Source organism: Pseudomonas wenzhouensis (assembly GCF_021029445.1).
Taxonomy (GTDB): domain Bacteria; phylum Pseudomonadota; class Gammaproteobacteria; order Pseudomonadales; family Pseudomonadaceae; genus Aquipseudomonas; species Aquipseudomonas wenzhouensis.
Window position 1 is genome coordinate 3,560,152 of record NZ_CP072610.1, and the last position, 20,621, is coordinate 3,580,772.

The 20,621-nt window shown below is 63.6% G+C and carries 16 protein-coding genes; 13 read left to right on the forward strand and 3 right to left on the reverse strand.

Translation table 11 applies throughout. From position 1 onward, the window contains the following. Window positions 1–10: 10 nt before the first annotated feature. On the reverse strand, window positions 11–1,075 hold the full coding sequence (locus tag J7655_RS16500; protein ID WP_230925357.1) for a hemin-degrading factor: 1,065 nt from the start codon (window positions 1,073–1,075) through the stop codon (window positions 11–13). Between the two features lie 192 nt (window positions 1,076–1,267). Here J7655_RS16500 and J7655_RS16505 point away from each other — a divergent pair, with 192 nt between their 5' ends. Both J7655_RS16505 and J7655_RS16510 read left to right on the forward strand, forming a co-directional pair. Then, complete coding sequence (locus J7655_RS16505; RefSeq protein WP_230925358.1) at window positions 1,268–3,478, forward strand: TonB-dependent hemoglobin/transferrin/lactoferrin family receptor; 2,211 nt, start codon at window positions 1,268–1,270, stop codon at window positions 3,476–3,478. 72 nt (window positions 3,479–3,550) lie between these two features. Further along, window positions 3,551–3,880, forward strand: coding sequence for a Rieske (2Fe-2S) protein (locus tag J7655_RS16510; RefSeq protein ID WP_230925359.1), 330 nt, complete (start codon window positions 3,551–3,553; stop codon window positions 3,878–3,880). A gap of 112 nt (window positions 3,881–3,992) precedes the next feature. Here the strand turns inward: J7655_RS16510 and sfsA are convergent, their stop codons facing one another. Beyond that, a complete protein-coding gene (gene sfsA, locus J7655_RS16515) occupies window positions 3,993–4,700 on the reverse strand; it encodes a DNA/RNA nuclease SfsA (RefSeq protein WP_230925360.1) in 708 nt (235 codons plus the stop codon). Continuing rightward, window positions 4,690–5,871 carry a pyridoxal phosphate-dependent aminotransferase gene (locus J7655_RS16520; protein WP_230925361.1) on the reverse strand — a complete coding sequence of 394 codons (1,182 nt, stop codon included), beginning with the start codon at window positions 5,869–5,871 and terminating at the stop codon, window positions 4,690–4,692. Before J7655_RS16520 ends, sfsA begins: the two co-directional genes overlap by 11 nt. Window positions 5,872–6,129: 258 nt before the next feature. Here J7655_RS16520 and dksA point away from each other — a divergent pair, with 258 nt between their 5' ends. The 11 genes from dksA to acs all read left to right on the forward strand — a co-directional run bounded on the left by dksA (window position 6,130) and on the right by acs (window position 20,575). Next, window positions 6,130–6,576, forward strand: coding sequence for an RNA polymerase-binding protein DksA (dksA, locus tag J7655_RS16525; RefSeq protein WP_004424336.1), 447 nt, complete (start codon window positions 6,130–6,132; stop codon window positions 6,574–6,576). Window positions 6,577–6,626: 50 nt separating this feature from the next. After that, a complete protein-coding gene (gene gluQRS, locus J7655_RS16530) occupies window positions 6,627–7,511 on the forward strand; it encodes a tRNA glutamyl-Q(34) synthetase GluQRS (RefSeq protein ID WP_230925362.1) in 885 nt (294 codons plus the stop codon). A gap of 138 nt (window positions 7,512–7,649) precedes the next feature. After that, complete coding sequence (locus J7655_RS16535; protein WP_003244646.1) at window positions 7,650–7,826, forward strand: hypothetical protein; 177 nt, start codon at window positions 7,650–7,652, stop codon at window positions 7,824–7,826. Then, complete coding sequence (locus J7655_RS16540) at window positions 7,810–10,764, forward strand: sensor histidine kinase (protein WP_230925363.1); 2,955 nt, start codon at window positions 7,810–7,812, stop codon at window positions 10,762–10,764. Before J7655_RS16535 ends, J7655_RS16540 begins: the two co-directional genes overlap by 17 nt. A 52-nt stretch (window positions 10,765–10,816) precedes the next feature. Continuing rightward, entirely contained in the window at window positions 10,817–12,250 is a 1,434-nt protein-coding gene (locus J7655_RS16545; RefSeq protein ID WP_230925364.1) for a sigma-54-dependent transcriptional regulator, read from the forward strand. Window positions 12,251–13,016: 766 nt separating this feature from the next. Next, complete coding sequence (locus J7655_RS16550; protein WP_230925365.1) at window positions 13,017–14,411, forward strand: polynucleotide adenylyltransferase PcnB; 1,395 nt, start codon at window positions 13,017–13,019, stop codon at window positions 14,409–14,411. After that, on the forward strand, window positions 14,408–14,896 hold the full coding sequence (gene folK, locus J7655_RS16555) for a 2-amino-4-hydroxy-6-hydroxymethyldihydropteridine diphosphokinase (RefSeq protein WP_230925366.1): 489 nt from the start codon (window positions 14,408–14,410) through the stop codon (window positions 14,894–14,896). Before J7655_RS16550 ends, folK begins: the two co-directional genes overlap by 4 nt. Window positions 14,897–15,100: 204 nt before the next feature. Then, complete coding sequence (panB, locus tag J7655_RS16560) at window positions 15,101–15,901, forward strand: 3-methyl-2-oxobutanoate hydroxymethyltransferase (protein WP_230925367.1); 801 nt, start codon at window positions 15,101–15,103, stop codon at window positions 15,899–15,901. Next, window positions 15,898–16,755, forward strand: coding sequence for a pantoate--beta-alanine ligase (gene panC, locus J7655_RS16565; protein ID WP_230925368.1), 858 nt, complete (start codon window positions 15,898–15,900; stop codon window positions 16,753–16,755). The genes panB and panC overlap by 4 nt, the downstream gene beginning before the upstream one ends. 80 nt (window positions 16,756–16,835) lie before the next feature. Continuing rightward, complete coding sequence (gene pgi / locus J7655_RS16570) at window positions 16,836–18,500, forward strand: glucose-6-phosphate isomerase (protein ID WP_230925369.1); 1,665 nt, start codon at window positions 16,836–16,838, stop codon at window positions 18,498–18,500. Window positions 18,501–18,637: 137 nt separating this feature from the next. Then, on the forward strand, window positions 18,638–20,575 hold the full coding sequence (gene acs / locus J7655_RS16575; RefSeq protein ID WP_230925370.1) for an acetate--CoA ligase: 1,938 nt from the start codon (window positions 18,638–18,640) through the stop codon (window positions 20,573–20,575). The last annotated feature ends 46 nt before the right edge of the window (window positions 20,576–20,621 follow it).

Consider the following 20,621-nt stretch of genomic DNA (forward strand, 5'->3'; position numbering starts at 1 on the left):
ACTCCTCCGCTCAGGCCAGCACGGGCAATGATTCGACCAGTTCGCGCCAATCGTCACGCTCGGCCATGCCCGGCTTGCGCGCGCCGAACAGCTGGATCACCAGCTCACCGTCGGCATCGAAGGCCTCCAGGCTGGTGATCACACCATCGATGCTGGGCTTGCGCACACGCCACAGCTCGACCACACCGCGCGTCTGCAGGTGCAGATTGAAGTCGGGATCGAGCACGTTGAACCAGCTGTCCATCCAGCGCAGCGTGCGTACCGGGCCAGTGTGAATCTGAATGCAGTGACGATTGCCGACGAACACCATGATCGGCACTTCGCGGGCAGCGGCCTGTTCCATCAGCACCGTCAGCTCGGAGGTGGCCAGCGGCTGCGCCCACTGCTCACCGGCCAGGCGCAACGCCTGGGTGCGGGCCACCTCATGCTTCTTGAGCAGGGTGAAGAAATGGTGCGTGTCCTGCAATTTCGCCCAACCAGCGCGCAGCGCCTGGCTGTCGATCTCGGCATCGGCCTTGCGCAGCGGCGCAGGCGGCGCTGGCAACAACTGCAACTCGGCGCTTTGCTCGCCGGCAAAACGCTCGATCAGCGGCTGCCAGGCGCCCAGCTCGCTGGGCTCGGTCAGGTAGACCTTATGCACGGCGACACCCTGCTGATCGAACACCTGGATGCTGCGCTGGGTGCCCTTGGCGGTTTGCTCGGTGACGGCGAACACGCTGGCCCAGCCACCGAGAAACAGACGCAAATCGATATCGGCCGATACCACCAGGCCCATCTGCCCGGATGCGGCAACGCTGACCTCGCGATACAGCCCCTTGCGCTCATGCACGCAATGCTCGTTACGAGTCAGCACCATGACACGGCCGAGCCCGCCAAGTGCCGGCAGCAGTGCGGCCCAGTCCGGGCGCAGTCGCAGGGTATCGATGCCCAGACGGCTGGCGGTCAGCTCGGCCTCGCTGACGCCCAGTTGCGCTGCCGCTTCACGGGCACGCAAGCGCGGCTGCTCATCACGTAGCGCCTGCCAGGCCTGGTAAAGATCGGCAGCCGGCGCAGCCAGAGTGTTTGCGGTACTCATCGGAATTTCCTCTCTCACGAACGGTAATCATCGCCTTCGGCGACACGAGCGCGTATCGACACAGCAGTGCAACTTTGAAGAACCATAATCTATCTGAGAATTATTTGCATCGGATAAATATTCTGGTTACCGTCTTGCGCCGTCGCCAACCAGGCAGTCGCAGAACTGCCACGCATGCACAGGAGTATCATCATGCTCGTTCGCCCGCCCTATGCCCGCCGCCCCTGGCTCGCGCTGCTGTTGCTGTGCCCTTCACTGGCTCTGGCCGCTACGCCGGCCGAGCTGCCCGACGTCGAAGTCACTGCTGCCGCCGCCAAGCAGCCACTGCCCACCACCACGCAGACCGATGCGCAGACCCTGGAACGCCGCCAGATCCGCAGCTTCGATGACTTGTCGCGCCGCGCCGAGCCCGGGGTGAACTTCAACCGCAGCAACAACAGCATCAACATCCGTGGTCTGGATCGCGACCGCGTGCTGACCACCGTCGACGGCATCCGCATGCCCTGGCTGAACGATGCGGTGCGCGAAGTGAACGGCGGTCTGGACAGCATCGACTTCCAGAGCCTGTCCGCCATCGATGTGGTGCGCGGCGCCAACTCCAGCCAGGTCGGCTCCGGCGCCCTGGGTGGCGCGCTGCAACTGCGCACGCTGAACCCTGATGACCTGCTGGGCGATAGGGACGCGTTCGCCGGTCTGGTCAAGAATGACTACGACAGCGCCGACCGTAGCTGGGGGCTCAATGCCGCTCTGGCCGGGCGTTTCAACGACACCGCCTGGCTACTCCAGGCCGGCGGGCGCACAGGCCACCAACTCGAAAACCAGGGTACCCAGAATGTGCTCGGCACCCAGCGTACCGAAGCCAACCCCAGCGATACCGATCAGCACAGCATGCTGCTCAAGGTTCAGCAGAAGCTCGCCGGCGGGCACCGCGTTGGTGTGACCGCCGAACTGTTCGAGCGCACCGAGGACATGGACAGCCGCATCAACCAGGGCACCGCCAACTACCCTCGGCACTACGACACACGCGAGAACAACGAGCGCAAGCGCCTGTCCTTCGATCACCAGTACCGCGCCGATGACGCGGACAGCCTGCTCGACTGGGCCGACACCATCGTTTACTGGCAGAAGCTGCAGCGCGAGGATGAGGTAGAGGCGACCCGCGCCGGGACGCTGGCCGGCCCCTTTGGCCGCAATAACGAGATCGAAAAGACCCAGTACGGTGTCACCAGCAGCCTGGGCAAACAGCTGGGCCAGCACAATCTGACCCTGGGCGTGGAGTGGAGCCGCATCGAGGCCGAGCAGTACAGCGGCGGCTACGATGCCTGCCCCAGCGTTCTGGTGCCGCCCTTCCCGCCGCGCCCGGACAGCACGCCGGCCGGCATCTACTTTTCCTGCATCAACCTGCACACCAACCAGGCCGAGATGCCGAAAACGCCAGGCAACCTCTATGGCCTCTACCTGAAAGACGACATCGCCCTCAGCGACACCCTGACCCTGACGCCAGGCGTGCGCTATGACCGCTACGAGTACAACCCCAGGAGCGGCACCAGCGGTTACGTGCTGCCCGGCGACAGCGTGATGCTCACCGAGAACAAGGACTCCAACTGGGCCGGCAGCCTGCTGCTGACCTGGCAGGCGCATGAGCTGGCGACCCTCTACGCGCAGTGGGCGCAGGGCTTCAAGGCACCGGACGTCAACGAGCTGTACAGCACCTTCACCAACTCCGGCATGGGCTACGCGCGCGTCGGCAACCCCAACCTCAAACCCGAGGAAAGCACCGGCTACGAAGTCGGCGCGCGCCTGGGTGACAGGCATCTGGGTGGCGCCATCAGCCTGTTCGACAACCGCTACAGGAACTTCATCGACAGCATCACCGCCAACGAAGAGGATTACGGCTTCCAGCCTGGCGAATTCCCGACCTTCTTCGAAGTCATGGAAAACCGCGACAAGGTGCGCATCTACGGCGCCGAAGGAACCGCACACTGGCAGTTCGCCCCCGCCTGGCAGGCCTGGACTTCGGTCGCCTGGGCCGTGGGCAAGGATCGCGAAACCAAAAAGCACCTGAACTCGGTCGCCCCGCTGACCGGCACCCTGGGCCTGAGCTATACCCAGCAGCACTACGGCGCGGATCTGATGCTGACCGCCGCCCGCCGTCGCGACAAGGTCGAGAACGACAGCGACTTCAAGGCCCCCGGCTACGGCGTGGTCGACCTCACCGGCTACTGGCAGCCGGCAGCGCTGGACGGCGTCCGGTTGCAGGCCGGTCTGTTCAACCTGTTCGACAAGAAATACTGGAACGCCCTCAACGTGCCCAGCATTGGCGGCCGCACTACACCGCAACCGGTCGACTACTACAGTGAGCCAGGTCGCACCTTCCGCGTGTCGGCCTCCTGGCAGTTCTGAGTTCCACTTGGCGCAGGGATGCGCCCTCCTGCTTCCTGCGGGATAATCGCGCCACCTGAAACGGAGAACGCGATGATCCGCCTATGTGCCCCGAACGAGCTGACCGAAGGTCAGAGCCGGGGCTTTCTGATCGACCAGATGAGCCTGTTCGCCGTGCGCAGAGGCGGCCAGGTATACGCCTACCTCAACCGCTGCCCACACCGCGGCGTTGCCCTGGAGTGGCAGGTAGACGACTTTCTCGATGACAGCGGCAGCCTGATCCGCTGTGCAACTCATGGCGCGCTGTTTCTCATCGAGAGCGGCGAATGCGTGGCCGGGCCTTGCGAAGGGCAGGCGCTGCGGGGACTGGAATGCAGGGAAGACGCGCACGGGATCTGGATCGCAGGCGCTGCAGCCAGGTAGCCCGGATGCAATCCGGGGATGGGCGAAAACTGGCTTCCAGGATTGCATCCGGGCTACGCCAACATCGCGCCCACCGTGCTACCGAAACAGAAGCGGGTGCGCGCAGCACACACTACGTCAACACCTCCAGCCGGTGAACCAGGGTGATTCCTTCAGGGCTCAGCTCGGCGCCGTAGGCCAGCACCTCGACTCCGGCAGCCTTGGCATCACGCAACACCGCCGCGTATGCCGGGTCGATCTCCGCCGCCGCCCTTACGGCGCGGATACCGGAGAGGTTCACGCAGTACAGCTGCACCGTGCGCACGCCGGCCCGTGCCAGCGCCGCCAGTTCGCGCAGGTGCCTGGCGCCGCGCTGCGTCACCGCATCGGGAAAGGCCGCCACATCGCTGCCATCGAAGCCCAGCGTCACGCTCTTGACCTCGACATAGGCCGGCCCTTGCGGGTAATCCAGACGAAAGTCGGCGCGGCTGTTCTCCACGCCATAAGGCACTTCGCGCTTGAGCGCGGTGAAACCGGTCAGCTCGCTGATCAGCCCGGCGCGCAACGCTTCCTCCACCAGCGCATTGGCCCGCGCGGTGTTGATGCAGGCCAGACGCCCCTGCGGCGTTTCACTGATTTCCCAACTGCCCGGCAGCTTGCGCTTGGGATCGTTGCTGCGGCTGAACCAGACCCTACAGCCTTCGCTCATGCAGTTGAGCATCGAGCCGGTGTTGGCGCAGTGAATGGTCATCTGCTCGCCGCTGGCGGTCTCGATATCGGCAAGAAAGCGCTTGTAGCGGCGCAGCAGGCGCCCTTCTTCCAGCGGCGGATCAAAGCGCATCGGGCTGCCAGCTTTTCAGGCCACGGGCGATGCGCTCGACGGCCTGCTGCAGACGCTCGACATTCTGCGTATAGGCGAAGCGCACATGATGCCCGGCCTGGTAGCGACCGAAGTCCAGACCCGGCGTGAAGGCCACGTGCTCGGTTTCGATGAAATGCCGGCAGAAAGCGAAGGCATCGCCGCCGAAGGCACTGATATCGGCATATAAATAGAAAGCGCCTTCAGGCTCTACGGCGATGCCGAAGCCCAGCTCGCGCAGCGCTGGCAGCAGGTAATCGCGGCGGCGCTGAAACTCGTGGCGGCGCTCCTCGAGGATCGCCAGCGTCGCCGGCTCGAAGCAGGCCAGCGCGGCATACTGAGCCATGCTCGGTGCGCTAATGTAGAGGTTCTGCGCCAGCTTTTCCAGCTCAGGCACGGCGGCCTCGGGCGCCACCAGCCAACCCAGACGCCAGCCGGTCATGCCGAAATATTTGGAGAAACTATTGAGCACGAAGGCATCGTCGTCGACTTCCAGCACGCTGGGCGCATCGCAGCCATAGGTCAGGCCGTGGTAGATCTCGTCCACCACCAGATGGCCGCCACGCTGCTTGAGGCAGGTCGACAGCGCCGCCAACTCATCCTTGTGCAGCAAGGTGCCGGTCGGGTTGGCCGGTGAAGCCACCAGCGCGCCGACACTGTCCTCGTCCCAGTGCCGCTCGACCAGTTGCGGGGTGAGTTGGTAACGCACATCCGGGCCAACCGGCACCAATTGCGCGGCGCCTTCGACCAGGCGCAGAAAGTGGCGGTTGCACGGATAGCCCGGGTCGGCCAGCAGCCAGTGCTTGCCCGGATCGACCAGCAGACTGGCGGCCAGCAGCAATGCACCGGAGCCACCGGGGGTGACCAGAATACGCTGCGGATCGACCGTCAGGCGATAGCGCTCGGCATAGAAGCCGGCGATGGCTTCGCGCAGTTGCGGCAAGCCTCGTGCGGCGGTGTAGCGGGTGTGCCCGGCCGCCAGCGCGGCCTGACCGGCGCGAATGATCGGCTCGGCCGTGGTGAAGTCCGGCTCGCCGATCTCCAGGTGGATGACATCGTGACCGGCTGCCTGCAACTCGTTGGCACGCGCCAGCAAGGCCATCACATGGAAGGGTTCGATGGCGCGACTGCGCGCACTGTAGAGCTGAGCCATGGTTCTGTCTTCAGGGTTGCGAGGCGCGGATTCTAGCAGGGCGGCTTCGGGCCTCGGCAAGGGCACAAAAGCACCGCTACGCTTGTTGCTCAGCCCTGTGAGGATTTCGCTCACAGCCTGGGCAAGGCAGAGACAACCGGGAGTAGCGCGCCCCGATTCGATCTGGTAAGTTCGCCCGCTTGCAGCCGCAGGGCCGGGCAAACGCCTGGCAACGGAATTACCTGCGCGATGGAATTGAAAGAGTGAGAGGCGTCATCCATGCCCACAAAAGAAAAAGCCCAAAGCACCAGCCAGCTGATGCGTGGTTTCGAGCCCTATCAGGAAAAGAAGGGCGAGGAATACATGAGCGAGCCGATGCGCGCTCACTTCACCAGCATCCTCAATAAGTGGAAGCTGGAGCTGATGCAGGAAGTCGACCGCACCGTGCACCACATGCAGGACGAAGCGGCCAATTTCCCTGACCCGGCCGACCGCGCCAGCCAGGAAGAAGAATTCAGCCTGGAACTGCGTGCCCGTGACCGCGAGCGCAAGCTGATCAAGAAGATCGACGAGACCCTGCAGCTGATCGAAGACAACGACTACGGCTGGTGCGACTCCTGCGGTGTCGAAATCGGCATCCGCCGCCTCGAAGCCCGCCCGACCGCGACCCTGTGCATCGACTGCAAGACGCTGGCGGAAATCAAGGAAAAACAGGTCGGTTCCTGATCTGTCGACGGGGCGCTCAGGCGCCCCGCTCTGTTTCTGGCTCAGGCTCCATGAACACGTCCTACATCGGGCGCTTCGCCCCTACGCCCAGCGGTTATCTACACTTCGGCTCGCTGGTCGCCGCCCTCGCCTCCTATCTCGACGCCCGCGCCGTTGGCGGCCGCTGGCTGCTGCGCATGGAAGACCTCGACCCGCCACGGGAAATGCCCGGCGCCCAGGATGCCATCCTGCGCACCCTGGAGACCTACGGTTTCGAGTGGGATGGCCGGCTGGTGCGCCAGAGTGCGCGCCACAGCGAATACGCCGCCGTGATCGCCCGGCTGTTCGCCCAGGGGCTGGCCTACGCCTGCATCTGCTCGCGCAAGCAGCTCGAAGGCTACGCCGGCATCTATCCGGGCTTCTGCCGCAACGCCTGTCATCCCGATCACGACGCGGCGATCCGCCTGCGCGTACCGGAGCTGGATTATCACTTCGTCGACCGTGTGCAGGGTGAGTTCCGCCAGCACCTGGGCCGTGAAGTGGGCGATTTCGTCATTCGCCGCCGCGATGGCCTGTTTGCCTACCAGCTCGCGGTGGTACTGGACGATGCCTGGCAGGGTGTGACCGATGTGGTGCGCGGCGCCGACCTGCTCGACTCCACCACGCGCCAGCTCTACCTGCAGGAACTATTCGGGTTGCCGCAGCCGCGTTACCTGCACGTGCCGCTGATCATCCAGCCGGACGGCCACAAGCTGGGCAAAAGCTACCGTTCGCCGCCCTTGCCCGCCGACCAGGCCAGCCCGCTGCTATTGCGCGCCCTGCGTGCGCTGGGTCAGCAACCGCCAGCCGAGCTGCAAGGTGCAGCCCCCGCCGAGTTACTGGCCTGGGGCATCGCCAACTGGGATGCCACCCGCATTCCCCGAAGCCGCACCCTGGCCGAAGCGCAATTGAAGTAGTAGTGGCCCGAACGTAATCCGGGGACGATGGTGCAGGCATCCCCGGATTTCATCCGGGCTACGCGTGCTGGCTTCAAGTTTGTGGCTTGCGATATGCGGCATCCTTTACCATCGCGGCATCTTTCGACGGGATGTCACATGTATATCTACCGACTGGTTCTGATCCTGGTAGTGGGGATCTACCTGTTCTCACCGGCCATCATGGACTGGTGGATCGACCCCAATGGCGCCTGGTACCGGCCTTATCTGCTGTGGCTGATCCTGATCGTCGTCACCTTCATTCTTCAGAGCCAACGCGATGCTGACGAGCTTTAGCCTGAGCGAACTGACCCTGATCAGCGCCGGCTATCTGCTGGTGCTGTTCGGCGTCGCCTGGGCCAGTGAACACGGCCTTGTACCCCGTCGGATCATCCGTCACCCGCTGACCTACACCCTGTCACTGGGCGTCTACGCCAGCGCCTGGGCCTTCTATGGCACGGTGGGCCTGGCTTATCAGTACGGCTACGGCTTTCTCGCCAGCTACCTGGGCGTCTCCGGTGCGTTCCTGCTGGCGCCGGTGCTGCTCTACCCGATCCTGCGCATCACCCGCACCTACCAGCTGTCATCGCTGGCCGACCTGTTCGCCTTTCGTTTTCGCAGCACCTGGGCCGGGGCACTGACCACCCTGTTCATGCTCATCGGCGTGCTGCCGCTGCTGGCCCTGCAGATTCAGGCGGTAGCCGACTCCATCGGCATCCTCAGCCGCGAACCGCTGCAGGAAAAAGTGGCGCTGAGCTACTGCGGCCTGATCATCCTCTTCACCATCCTGTTCGGCGCGCGCCATATCGCCACCCGCGAGAAACACGAAGGCCTGGTGTTCGCCATTGCCTTCGAGTCGCTGGTCAAGCTGGTCGCCCTCGGCGTGATCGGCTGGTACGCGCTGTATCAGGTATTCGGCGGCCCGCGCGAGCTGGAGCTGTGGCTGGTACAGAACCAAACGGCACTGGCGACACTGCACACGCCCCTGCAGGAAGGCCCATGGCGCACCTTGCTGCTGGTGTTCTTCGCCTCGGCCATCGTCATGCCGCACATGTACCACATGACCTTCACCGAGAACCTCAACCCACGCGCCATGGTCAGCGCCAGCTGGGGCCTGCCACTGTTCCTGCTGCTGATGAGCCTGGCCGTGCCACTGATTCTCTGGGCCGGCCTCAAACTGGGCGCCACCACCAACCCGGAATATTTCACCCTGGGCCTGGGCATCGCCGTCAACAGTGAGACGCTGGCCCTGCTCGCTTACATAGGCGGGCTGTCAGCCTCTAGTGGGCTGATCATCGTCAGCACCCTGGCGCTGTCGGGCATGGCACTGAATCATCTGGTGCTGCCGCTGTACCAACCACCGGCCGAAGGCAATATCTACCGCTGGCTGAAGTGGACCCGGCGCACGCTGATCGCCTTCATCATCATGGCCGGCTACGGTTTCTACCTGCTGCTCGGCGCCCAGCAGGACCTGGCCAATCTGGGCATCGTTGCCTTCGTCGCCACCCTGCAGTTCCTGCCGGGCGTGCTGTCGGTACTGTATTGGCAAACGGCCAACCGTCGCGGTTTCATCGCCGGCTTGCTGGCCGGCACCGGCGTCTGGGCGCTGACCATGCTGCTGCCGCTGCTGGGCAATCTGGAAGGTTTCTACCTGCCACTGTTCAACGTCATCTACGTCCTCGATGACGCCAGCTGGCACCTGGCGGCCATCGCCTCGCTGGCGACCAACGTGCTGGTGTTCACCCTGGTGTCACTGTTCAGCGAAGCCAGCCCCGAGGAAAAGAGCGCCGCCGAAGCCTGCGCGGTGGACAACGTACGCCGCCCGCAACGCCGCGAACTGGTCGCCGTGTCGCCACAGGACTTCGCCGCGCAACTGGCCAAGCCACTGGGCGCCAAGACCGCCCAGCGCGAAGTGGAGCAGGCGCTGCGTGATCTGCACCTGCCCTTCGACGAAGGCCGCCCCTACGCCCTGCGTCGCCTGCGTGACCGCCTCGAGGCCAACCTGTCCGGCCTGATGGGACCGAGCGTGGCACAGGACATCGTCGAGACCTTCCTGCCCTACAAATCCGGCACCGAAGGTTATGTCACCGAGGACATCCACTTCATTGAAAGCCGCCTGGAGGATTACCAGTCACGCCTCACCGGCCTCGCCGCCGAACTCGATGCCCTGCGCCGCTACCACCGCCAGACCCTGCAGGAATTGCCCATGGGGGTGTGCTCGCTGGCCAAGGATCAGGAGATCCTGATGTGGAACCGGGCCATGGAAGAACTCACCGACATCCCTGCCCAGCGCATCGTCGGCTCGCGCCTGAGCACCCTGAGCGAACCCTGGCAAAGCCTGCTGCAGGACTTCATCGAACGCCCCGACCAGCACCTGCACAAGCAGCACCTGGCGCTCGATGGCCAGATTCGCTGGCTGAACCTGCACAAGGCAGCCATCAACGAGCCGCTGGCTCCCGGTAACAGTGGCCTGGTGCTGCTGGTCGAGGATCAGACCGAAACCCAGATGCTCGAAGACAAACTGGTGCACTCCGAACGCCTGGCCAGCATCGGTCGCCTCGCTGCCGGCGTGGCCCACGAGATCGGCAACCCCATCACCGGCATCGCCTGCCTGGCGCAGAACCTGCGTGAAGAGCGGGAGAACGACGCCGAACTGACCGAAATCAGCGGGCAGATCCTCGAACAGACCAAGCGCGTCTCGCGCATCGTCCAGTCGCTGATGAGCTTCGCCCACTCCGGCAGCCACCAGCGCAGCGACGAACCGGTGTGCCTGGCCGACGTGGCGCAGGACGCCATCGGCCTGCTGTCGCTGAACAAGCGCAACTTCGAGATCCAGTTCTACAACCTGTGCGATCCGCAGCACTGGGCCTGCGGCGACCCACAACGCCTGGCCCAGGTCCTGATCAACCTGCTGTCCAACGCACGTGATGCCTCGCCACCGGGCGGCGCCATCCGCGTGCGCAGCGAGGCCAGCGAGCACACCGTCGACCTGATCGTCGAGGATGAAGGCAGCGGCATTCCCAAGGCGATCATCGACCGCCTGTTCGAGCCTTTCTTCACCACCAAGGACCCAGGCGAAGGGACAGGCCTGGGCCTCGCGCTGGTCTATTCGATCGTGGAAGAGCATTATGGACAGATAACAATCGACAGCCCGGCCGACCCCGAGCGCCAACTGGGCACTCGTATTCGGGTCACCCTGCCGAGGCATGTCGAGGCGACGTCCGTAGCGATGTAAACAGCGAGAGAGGCGCCCATGGCACCTCCGTGACCGTCGAGAGACCGAATTGATGCCACATATTCTTATCGTCGAAGACGAAACCATTATCCGCTCTGCCTTGCGCCGCCTGCTCGAACGCAATCAGTACCAGGTCAGCGAAGCTGGCTCGGTACAGGAAGCCCAGGAGCGCTACAGCATTCCCACCTTCGACCTGATCGTCAGTGACCTGCGCCTGCCCGGTGCACCCGGTACCGAACTGATCAAACTGGGTGAAGGCACGCCGGTGCTGATCATGACCAGCTACGCCAGCCTGCGCTCGGCGGTGGACTCGATGAAGATGGGCGCGGTCGACTACATCGCCAAGCCGTTCGACCACGACGAGATGCTGCAGGCCGTTGCCCGCATTCTGCGTGATCACCAGGAAGCCAGGCGCGCACCGGCGCCTGTCGCCACCAGCGGTAACGCGCGTAATGGCGCAACCGAAAAGGCGACGGCTAACGCCAACGGCGAGATCGGCATCATCGGCTCCTGCGCGGCCATGCAGGAGCTTTACAGCAAGATTCGCAAGGTCGCCCCCACCGACTCCAATGTGCTGGTGCAGGGCGAGTCCGGCACCGGCAAGGAGCTGGTCGCGCGCGCTCTGCACAACCTCTCCAAACGCGCCAAGGCGCCGCTGATTTCGGTGAACTGCGCGGCCATTCCGGAGACCCTGATCGAGTCCGAACTGTTCGGCCACGAAAAAGGCGCCTTCACCGGCGCCAGCGCCGGGCGTGCCGGTCTGGTGGAGGCGGCCGACGGTGGCACGCTGTTCCTCGACGAAATCGGTGAACTGCCGCTGGAAGCGCAGGCGCGACTGCTACGCGTACTGCAGGAAGGGGAAATTCGCCGGGTCGGCTCGGTGCAGTCGCAGAAGGTCGACGTGCGCCTGATCGCCGCGACGCACCGCGATCTCAAGACTCTGGCCAAGACCGGCCAGTTTCGTGAAGACCTCTATTACCGCTTGCACGTCATCGCCCTCAAGCTGCCGGCACTGCGCGAACGCGGTAACGACGTGCTGGAGATCGCCCAGGCCTTCCTCGTGCGCCAGTACACGCGCATGGGCTACGAACCTCTGCACTTCGCCCATGATGCCGAACAGGCGATCCGCCATTACCCCTGGCCAGGTAACGTGCGTGAACTGGAAAACGCCATCGAGCGGGCAGTGATCCTCTGCGAGGGCGCAGAAATTTGCGCCGACCTGCTGGGCATCGATATCAAGCTGGACGACCTGGATGACGAGGACTTCAGCCTCTCGGCGGCGGCCGGGCAAAGCAGCAGCAGCCACGAACCGACCGAGGATCTGTCACTGGAAGATTACTTCCAGCACTTCGTCCTCGAGCACCAGGACCACATGACCGAAACCGAACTGGCGCGCAAACTGGGCATCAGCCGTAAATGCCTGTGGGAGCGCCGTCAGCGCCTGGGCATTCCACGGCGTAAAACCGGTGTAACCAGCAGCCCTTGACTTAACGCCTCGGTGACAACCTGTCTGCGCCGGGGTTCCACAGGTTGTTACCTTTTCAATATCTCGTAACAAAGGCCGGGTCTATCGGTAACGAAAACCCGGCTTTCCCCTCCCCCACCGAACACCCCACCCTGCCGCAAACCCTTGATTTACAAGGAATCGCTAAAACTGGCACGGCATCTGCTTTATCTCTGGCACAACAACAATAACAAGCAATGCCCTACACAATAAGAACAAGACGTAACGACTCCAGCACAACAAAAACAACAAGGTACGGAGGCGCAGCTAACTGATTCTTTTGGAGAGGAGTTGCCGCAAGGGGTTCGCCCCAGCGACCAGGCTGAGAACAACAAAACTGCCTCAAGGCAGCGCCGGAACTGGTTTATTAAGGCAGCATCAGCGTCCAAAGAAATCCGTTTGCTATTGGCTCCCCTCTCTGGGGAGCACCCGGTAAGCCACGGTAAACCGGGAAGAGCCAACAACAAAAACAACAGGCTCTCAATAACAATAAAAAACAGCACGCACCAACTTGGGGGGGAGCTTCGGCTCCCCCAGTAGCTTCTGGCCCCAGAATTCCCCGCCTGCCGCCCTTCTACACACCTTCTCCCGACACGATGCTAGAATCCGCAGCAATCATGCGGTCATCGTTTCGCATGCAGTTGAAAAACCTTGCCATGGCAGACTGCTGCAACGCCCCAATGCCTACGCAATACGATTTTCAAGCGCATGCGCAACAGGCCGGTCACTACTCCAAACAGTGCATCCCATGCTGAAAAAGCTGTTCAAGTCCTTCCGCTCACCTCTGCGCCGTGCGCCACATCCACGCAGCACGCCCGAAGTGCTGAGCAGTCGCCAACACCCACTCAAACGCAATGAAATCAGCCGCCACGCCATCAGCGTGGTCGAACGCCTGCAGAAGGCCGGTTATCAGGCTTACCTGGTCGGCGGCTGCGTGCGTGACCTGCTGCTGGACATAGACCCCAAGGATTTCGACGTGGCCACCAGCGCCACGCCCGAGCAGGTGCGTGCCGAATTTCGTAACGCCCGGGTCATCGGTCGCCGTTTCAAGCTGGTGCATGTGCATTTCGGCCGTGAAATCATCGAAGTGGCCACCTTCCGCGCCAATCACCCCCAGGGCGATGAGGAAGAGAACACCAATCAGGCGTCGCGCAACGAGAGCGGCCGCATCCTGCGCGACAACGTCTACGGCACCCTGGAAGACGATGCACAGCGCCGTGACTTCACCATCAACGCGCTGTACTACGATCCGACCCAGGAACACATCCTCGACTACGCCCGTGGCATGCATGATGTGCGCAACCACCTGGTGCGCTTGATCGGCGATCCGGAACAGCGTTACCTGGAAGACCCGGTACGCATGCTGCGTGCGGTGCGCTTTGCCGCCAAACTCGACTTCGACATCGAGAAGCACAGCGCCGCACCGATTCGTCGCCTGGCACCGATGCTGCGCGATATCCCGTCGGCACGCCTGTTCGACGAAGTGCTCAAGCTATTTCTCGCCGGTTACGCCGAATACACCTTCGATCTGCTGCTCGAGCACGACCTGTTCGCCCAGTTGTTCCCGGCCAGCGGTGAAGCGCTCAAGCGCAATCCCGGGTACACCGAGAAGCTGATTCGTCAGGCACTGATCAACACCGACGACCGTATTCACGATGGCAAATCCGTGACGCCGGCGTTTCTCTTTGCGGCCCTGCTCTGGCCTGCATTGCCGGCGCGTGTGCTGCATCTGCAGAGCAAGGGCATGCCGCCGATTCCGGCGATGCAGGAAGCCGCCCACGAACTGATCGCCGAGCAGTGCCAGCGCATTGCCGTACCCAAGCGTTTCACCATCCCGATTCGCGAGATCTGGGACATGCAGGAGCGCCTGCCGCGCCGCAGCGGCAAGCGTGCCGACCTGCTGCTGGAAAACCCGCGCTTCCGCGCCGGCTACGACTTCCTCCTGCTGCGCGAACTGGCCGGCGAAGACACCGGCGGCCTGGGTCAATGGTGGACGGACTATCAGGACGCCAATGACAGCGAGCGCCGGCAGATGATTCGCGACCTCGCCGGCAAAGGCGAAGCCACCGGCAACGCGCCGCGCAAACGGCGCCGCAGCAACAACAATCGCCGCAAGCGCAGCGACGAAAGCGGCGGCGAATGATGGAACGGGTTTACATCGGCCTTGGCAGCAACCTGGCCGAGCCCCTGCAACAGCTGCGCGCGGCCTTGCAGGCCATCGCACAGTTGCCGCACAGCCAACTCCAGGCGCATTCGTCGTTCTACAGCAGCGATCCGCTGGGCCCTGCCGATCAACCGCGATACGTCAACGCCGTGGCGGCGCTGGATACCGCACTGGAGCCCTGGCAGTTGCTCGATGCACTGCAAGGTATCGAGCAGGAACAGGGCCGCGTGCGCAAGGCCGAGCGCTGGGGCCCGCGCACGCTGGATCTGGACATTCTGCTGTTCGGTGAGCGCCTGATCGACGATGAACGCCTGACCGTGCCGCACTATCACATGCACGCCCGCCCCTTCGTGCTCTACCCGCTGGCCGAGCTGGTCGCCGAGCTGCAGTTGCCGGACGGCCGCAGTCTCGCAGCCTTGCTGCAAGCCTGCCCCTTCAGCGGCCTGGAACGCCTGCCGGAATAAGGCAGCAAGGCCGCGCAGGCTCTAGCGCGGCATTAGCGCGGTAACGCCAGTAACAGAGCGGTAACACCCGCAATTGACTTCGTGCCCCCCCATCAGGACTATAGGCGTCCCGTCGCCCTGCGCTGGGCGCACTTTTGATGCCAATCCAGGCCGGATTGCTGCCGGATAGAAGCGGTATACCGAGCCTGAGCGAGGACCCTTGAAATGCCTGACGTTACCCTGACCACCCTGCAGAGTCTCAAGCAGAACGGTGAAAAGATCGCCATGCTGACCTGCTATGACGCCACCTTCGCCCATGCGGCCTGCCAGGCGGGCGTCGATGTGCTGCTGGTTGGCGACTCCCTGGGCATGGTTCTGCAGGGGCATGACAGCACCCTGCCGGTCAGCGTCGAGGACATGGCCTATCACACTGCCAGCGTGAAGCGCGGCAACCAGGGTGCACTGATCGTCACCGACCTGCCATTCATGGCCTACGCCACCACCGAACAGGCGCTGCACAACAGCGCCCGGTTGATGCAGGCCGGCGCCCATATGGTCAAACTCGAAGGTGCCGGCTGGCTGGCTGAGCCGATTCGCCTGCTGGCCGAACGTGGCGTGCCGGTGTGTGCGCACCTGGGGCTGACCCCGCAAGCGGTGAACATCCTCGGCGGTTACAAGGTGCAGGGTCGCCAGGAAGCACAGGCGCGGCAGATGCGTGCCGACGCCATGGCCCTGGAGCAGGCCGGCGCCGCCATGCTGCTGCTGGAATGCGTGCCGAGCGAACTGGCTGCGGAAATTACCCAGGCGGTGAAGATTCCGGTGATCGGCATCGGTGCCGGCAGCACCACCGACGGTCAGGTACTGGTGCAGCACGACATGCTCGGGCTGTCGCTGTCGGGCCGTGCGCCGAAGTTCGTACGCAACTTCATGGAGGGGCAGAGCAGCATTCAGGGTGCTTTCAGCGCTTACGTTCAGGCGGTCAAGGACGGCAGCTTCCCCGCCGCCGAACACGGTTTCTCCGCATGAACATGGTGAAAACCCTGCGCGAGCTGCGCGCGGCCATTGCCCAGGCACGTGCCGAGGGCAAGCAGATCGGCTTCGTGCCGACCATGGGCAATCTGCACGCGGGTCACGTTTCGCTGGTGGAGATCGCCGCCCAACGCGCCGACTTCGTGGTTGCCAGCATCTTCGTCAATCCACTGCAGTTCGGCGCCGGTGAAGATCTGGACAAGTATCCGCGTACCCTCGCCGCCGACCAGGAAAAACTGCTGGCAGCCGGCTGCCACCTGCTGTTTCACCCCGATGTTGCGGAAATCTACCCACACGGCATGGGTGACCAGACCCGCGTCAGCGTTCCCGGTGTTTCCGAAGGTCTCTGCGGCGCCAGCCGTCCGGGGCATTTCGAGGGTGTGGCGACGGTGGTGACCAAGCTGTTCAACATGGTCCAGCCTGATCTGGCCGTATTCGGCGAGAAGGACTATCAGCAACTGGCGGTAATCCGCGCGCTGGTGCAGGACCTGAACATGCCGATCCAGATCATTGGTGCGCCGACTCAACGCGCCGAGGACGGCCTCGCGCTGTCTTCGCGCAACGGCTACCTCAGCGACGAACAACGCGCCGCCGCCCCTACGCTGTATCGAGGCCTGCAAACGATTGCCGAGGAACTGCGCCGTGGCGCTCGCGACTACGCACGGCTTATCGAGACTGCTCAGGCGCAACAGCGTACCGCTGGTTTCATCCCCGATTATCTGGAAATCCGCAACGCGGTGAATCTGCGTCCGGCCCAGGTCGACGACCGCCATCTGGTGATTCTCACTGCAGCACAGCTGGGCAGCACCCGCCTGATCGACAATCTGGTGGTGGAACTGCCAAGCCAGTAGCTGCCTGCAAAGGCAGCCGGTTACACTCTCAAAGGCCCGGATCGATCCGGGCCTTTTGCTTTTGCGGATCAGGAGCTCCGATGGCCTATTACCAGCAGCCTCACGACGTCACCACCCTGCCCGCCTGGCAGGCCCTGCAGCAACACCGCGCCGAAATGGCCGGGTTCAGCATGCGCGAGGCCTTCGCAGCGGACGCACGGCGCTTCCAGCGCTTTTCCCTCGATAGCTGCGGGCTGCTGCTGGATTATTCGAAAAACCTGATCGACGAACGCGGCCTGGAACTGCTGATGCAACTGGCCGAGCAGGCCGGTCTGCACGAGTCCATCGCCAACCTGTTCAACGGTGAGCAGGTCAATGCTTCGGAAGGCCGCGCCGCACTGCACACGGCCCTGCGCAGCCCGATTGGTCGCCGCCTGCTGGTCGACGGCCATGACATCATTCCCGAAGTCCATCGCGTCCTGAACCAGGTCACCGAACTGGTCAGTCGCATTCACAGCGGCCTGTGGCGCGGTTACAGCGAAAAGCCGATCAAGGAAGTGGTCAACATCGGCATCGGCGGCTCCTTCCTCGGCCCACAACTGGTGTCCGAAGCACTGCGTCCGTTCACCCAACGCGGTGTGCGCTGCCACTACCTGGCCAATATCGACGGCAGCGAATTCCGCGAACTGACCGCCCGCCTCGACCCGGAAACCACGCTGTTCATCGTTTCCAGCAAGTCGTTCGGCACCCTGGAAACCCTGAAGAACACCCTGGCCGCGCGCGACTGGTACCTGGCCATGGGTGGCCCGGAAGAAGAGTTGCACCGCCACTTCATTGCCGTCACCAGCAACCGCAAGGCCGCCATCGAGTTCGGTATCGGCGAAGAAAACATATTCCCCATGTGGGACTGGGTCGGCGGGCGTTACTCACTGTGGTCGGCCATCGGCCTGCCCATCGCCCTGGCCATCGGCGTGTCCAACTTCAAGGAACTGCTGGCCGGCGCCTACGCCATGGACCAGCATTTCACCCAGGCACCGCTGGCCGAGAACATGCCGGTGCTGATGGCCCTGCTGGGCATCTGGTATACCAATTTCTGGGGCGCGCAGAGCCACGCGATCCTGCCCTACGATCACTACCTGCGTAATTTCACCAAGCACCTGCAACAGCTGGACATGGAGTCCAACGGCAAGAGCGTGCGCCAGGACGGTAGCGAACTGAACATCGCTACAGGGCCGATCATCTGGGGCGGCGTCGGCTGCAACGGTCAGCATGCCTACCACCAATTGCTGCACCAGGGCCGTCTGCTGGTACCGGCGGACTTCATCGTCCCGGTCAACAGCTACAACCCGCTGTCCGACCATCACCAGTGGCTGTTCGCCAACTGCCTGTCGCAGGCCCAAGCGCTGATGCAGGGCAAGACGCGTGAGGAGGCCGAAGCCGAACTGCGCGCCAAAGGCATGAATGAGGCCGACGTGCAGCGCCTGGCGCCGCACAAGGTCATTCCCGGCAACCGTCCGAGCAATATCCTGGTGATGAACCGCATCGCACCGTTCGAGCTGGGCGCACTGGTGGCCCTGTACGAGCACAAGGTCTTCGTGCAGAGCGCCATCTGGGGCATCAACGCCTTCGACCAATGGGGCGTGGAGCTGGGCAAGGAGATGGGCAAGGAGGTCTATCAGCGCCTGACCGGCCAGCTCGACAGCAGCGCCTCGGATGCCTCGACCCAGGGCCTGATCGACCACTTCCGCGAGCGCCATCGCGGCTGATCCATCTCCCTTCGCGCCACCCGGCACCTGAGAGCCGGGCGGCGCTGTACTGGCCCACTGAATCCCCCCTTGAACCAAGCACCTGCTTGGGTGCACCCTTGTGATTGTTGCGGACAAACAATTACAAGGACCCCGCCATGTTCGAGATCACCCGTCACCCCGTGCCAGATGCCGTGCGCCAGCGTGCGCACCTGGATAACGACGCCTATCTGCGCCTGTACCAGCAGTCCGTCGAGCAACCCGAAACCTTCTGGGCCGAGCAGGCCAAAGCCTTCCTCGACTGGTTCAAGCCCTGGGATCAGGTACACGCCAGCGATCTGCAGCTGGGCCACGCCGAATGGTTCAAGGGCGGCCAGCTCAACGTCGCCTACAACTGCATCGATCGCCACCTGGCAAAACGTGGCGAACAGATCGCCATCATCTGGGAAGGCGACAACCCGGCCGAGTCGGCGCACATCACCTATAACAAGCTGCACCACAACGTCAGTCGCCTGGCCAACGTACTGAAAAGCCGTGGCGTGAAGAAGGGCGACCGGGTGTGCATCTACATGCCGATGATCCCCGAGGCGGCCTACGCCATGCTCGCCTGTGCGCGCATCGGCGCCGTGCATTCGGTGGTGTTCGGCGGCTTCTCCCCCGATGCCCTGCGCGATCGTATTCTCGATGCCGACTGCCGCGCCGTGATCACCGCCGATGAAGGCGTGCGCGGCGGCAAGTACATCCCGTTGAAAGCCAACGTCGACAAGGCTCTGCAGAGTTGTCCGGATGTGTCCACCGTGGTGGTGGTCGAGCGCACCCAGGGTGACGTCGCCTGGGTCGAAGGCCGCGACCTCTGGTATCACCAGGCGCTCAAGGAAGTCAGCGCGGAGTGCCCGGCCGAACCGATGGACGCCGAAGACCCGCTGTTCATCCTCTACACCTCCGGCTCCACGGGTAAGCCGAAAGGCGTGCTGCACACCACCGGCGGCTACCTGCTTGGCGCGGCGATGACCCACAAGTACGTGTTCGACTACCACGAAGGCGAGATCTACTGGTGCACCGCCGATGTCGGCTGGGTCACCGGGCACAGCTACATCGTCTACGGCCCGCTGGCCAATGCCGCCACCACCCTGATGTTCGAGGGCGTACCGAACTACCCGGACGCCTCGCGCTTCTGGCAGGTGATCGACAAGCACCAGGTCAACACCTTCTACACCGCACCGACCGCCCTGCGCGCACTGATGCGTGAGGGCGAGGCGCCGGTGAAAGCTACCTCGCGCAGCAGCCTGCGTCTGCTCGGCAGCGTGGGCGAGCCGATCAACCCGGAAGCCTGGGAGTGGTACTTCCATGTGGTCGGTGACATGCGCTGCCCCATCGTCGATACCTGGTGGCAGACCGAAACCGGCTCGATCCTGATCACCCCGCTGCCCGGCGCCACCGACCTCAAACCGGGCTCGGCCACCCGCCCCTTCTTTGGCGTGCAGCCGGTGCTGCTGGATGAGCAGGGCAAGGAAATCGACGGCCCCGGCAGCGGCGTACTGGCGATCAAGGCCAGCTGGCCGAGCCAGATCCGCAGCGTCTATGGCGATCACCAGCGCATGATTGACACCTACTTCAAGCCCTACCCCGGCTACTACTTCACCGGCGACGGCGCACGCCGCGACGAGGACGGCTACTACTGGATCACCGGACGCGTCGACGACGTGATCAACGTCTCTGGCCACCGCATCGGCACTGCCGAAGTGGAGAGCGCGCTGGTGTTGCACGATGCCGTGGCCGAAGCCGCCGTGGTCGGCTATCCACATGATGTGAAGGGCCAGGGCATCTACGCCTACGTCACCCTGATGAATGATCAGGAGCCCTCCGACGCGCTGAAGAAGGATCTGCTGAGCCTGGTCGGCAAGGAGATCGGCAGCTTCGCCAAGCCGGAGCTGATCCAGTGGGCGCCCGGCCTGCCCAAGACCCGCTCGGGCAAGATCATGCGGCGTATCCTGCGCAAGATCGCCTGCAACGAACTGGAAAACATGGGCGACACCTCCACCCTGGCCGACCCCAGCGTGGTCGACAGCCTGATCGATCAGCGCCTCAACCGCTGAGCTTCGCGCCCGGCCTGAAAGGGCCGGGCGCATCTTGTCTTGCGCC

What these genes read in the sequence shown, in the direction of transcription:
- J7655_RS16500 (WP_230925357.1), bottom strand. Translation starts at nt 1,075, where the DNA reads ATGAGTACCGCAAACACTCTGGCTGCGCCGGCTGCCGATCTTTACCAG.
- J7655_RS16505 (WP_230925358.1), top strand. Translation starts at nt 1,268, where the DNA reads ATGCTCGTTCGCCCGCCCTATGCCCGCCGCCCCTGGCTCGCGCTGCTG.
- J7655_RS16510 (WP_230925359.1), top strand. Translation starts at nt 3,551, where the DNA reads ATGATCCGCCTATGTGCCCCGAACGAGCTGACCGAAGGTCAGAGCCGG.
- sfsA (WP_230925360.1), bottom strand. Translation starts at nt 4,700, where the DNA reads ATGCGCTTTGATCCGCCGCTGGAAGAAGGGCGCCTGCTGCGCCGCTAC.
- J7655_RS16520 (WP_230925361.1), bottom strand. Translation starts at nt 5,871, where the DNA reads ATGGCTCAGCTCTACAGTGCGCGCAGTCGCGCCATCGAACCCTTCCAT.
- dksA (WP_004424336.1), top strand. Translation starts at nt 6,130, where the DNA reads ATGCCCACAAAAGAAAAAGCCCAAAGCACCAGCCAGCTGATGCGTGGT.
- gluQRS (WP_230925362.1), top strand. Translation starts at nt 6,627, where the DNA reads ATGAACACGTCCTACATCGGGCGCTTCGCCCCTACGCCCAGCGGTTAT.
- J7655_RS16535 (WP_003244646.1), top strand. Translation starts at nt 7,650, where the DNA reads ATGTATATCTACCGACTGGTTCTGATCCTGGTAGTGGGGATCTACCTG.
- J7655_RS16540 (WP_230925363.1), top strand. Translation starts at nt 7,810, where the DNA reads ATGCTGACGAGCTTTAGCCTGAGCGAACTGACCCTGATCAGCGCCGGC.
- J7655_RS16545 (WP_230925364.1), top strand. Translation starts at nt 10,817, where the DNA reads ATGCCACATATTCTTATCGTCGAAGACGAAACCATTATCCGCTCTGCC.
- J7655_RS16550 (WP_230925365.1), top strand. Translation starts at nt 13,017, where the DNA reads ATGCTGAAAAAGCTGTTCAAGTCCTTCCGCTCACCTCTGCGCCGTGCG.
- folK (WP_230925366.1), top strand. Translation starts at nt 14,408, where the DNA reads ATGATGGAACGGGTTTACATCGGCCTTGGCAGCAACCTGGCCGAGCCC.
- panB (WP_230925367.1), top strand. Translation starts at nt 15,101, where the DNA reads ATGCCTGACGTTACCCTGACCACCCTGCAGAGTCTCAAGCAGAACGGT.
- panC (WP_230925368.1), top strand. Translation starts at nt 15,898, where the DNA reads ATGAACATGGTGAAAACCCTGCGCGAGCTGCGCGCGGCCATTGCCCAG.
- pgi (WP_230925369.1), top strand. Translation starts at nt 16,836, where the DNA reads ATGGCCTATTACCAGCAGCCTCACGACGTCACCACCCTGCCCGCCTGG.
- acs (WP_230925370.1), top strand. Translation starts at nt 18,638, where the DNA reads ATGTTCGAGATCACCCGTCACCCCGTGCCAGATGCCGTGCGCCAGCGT.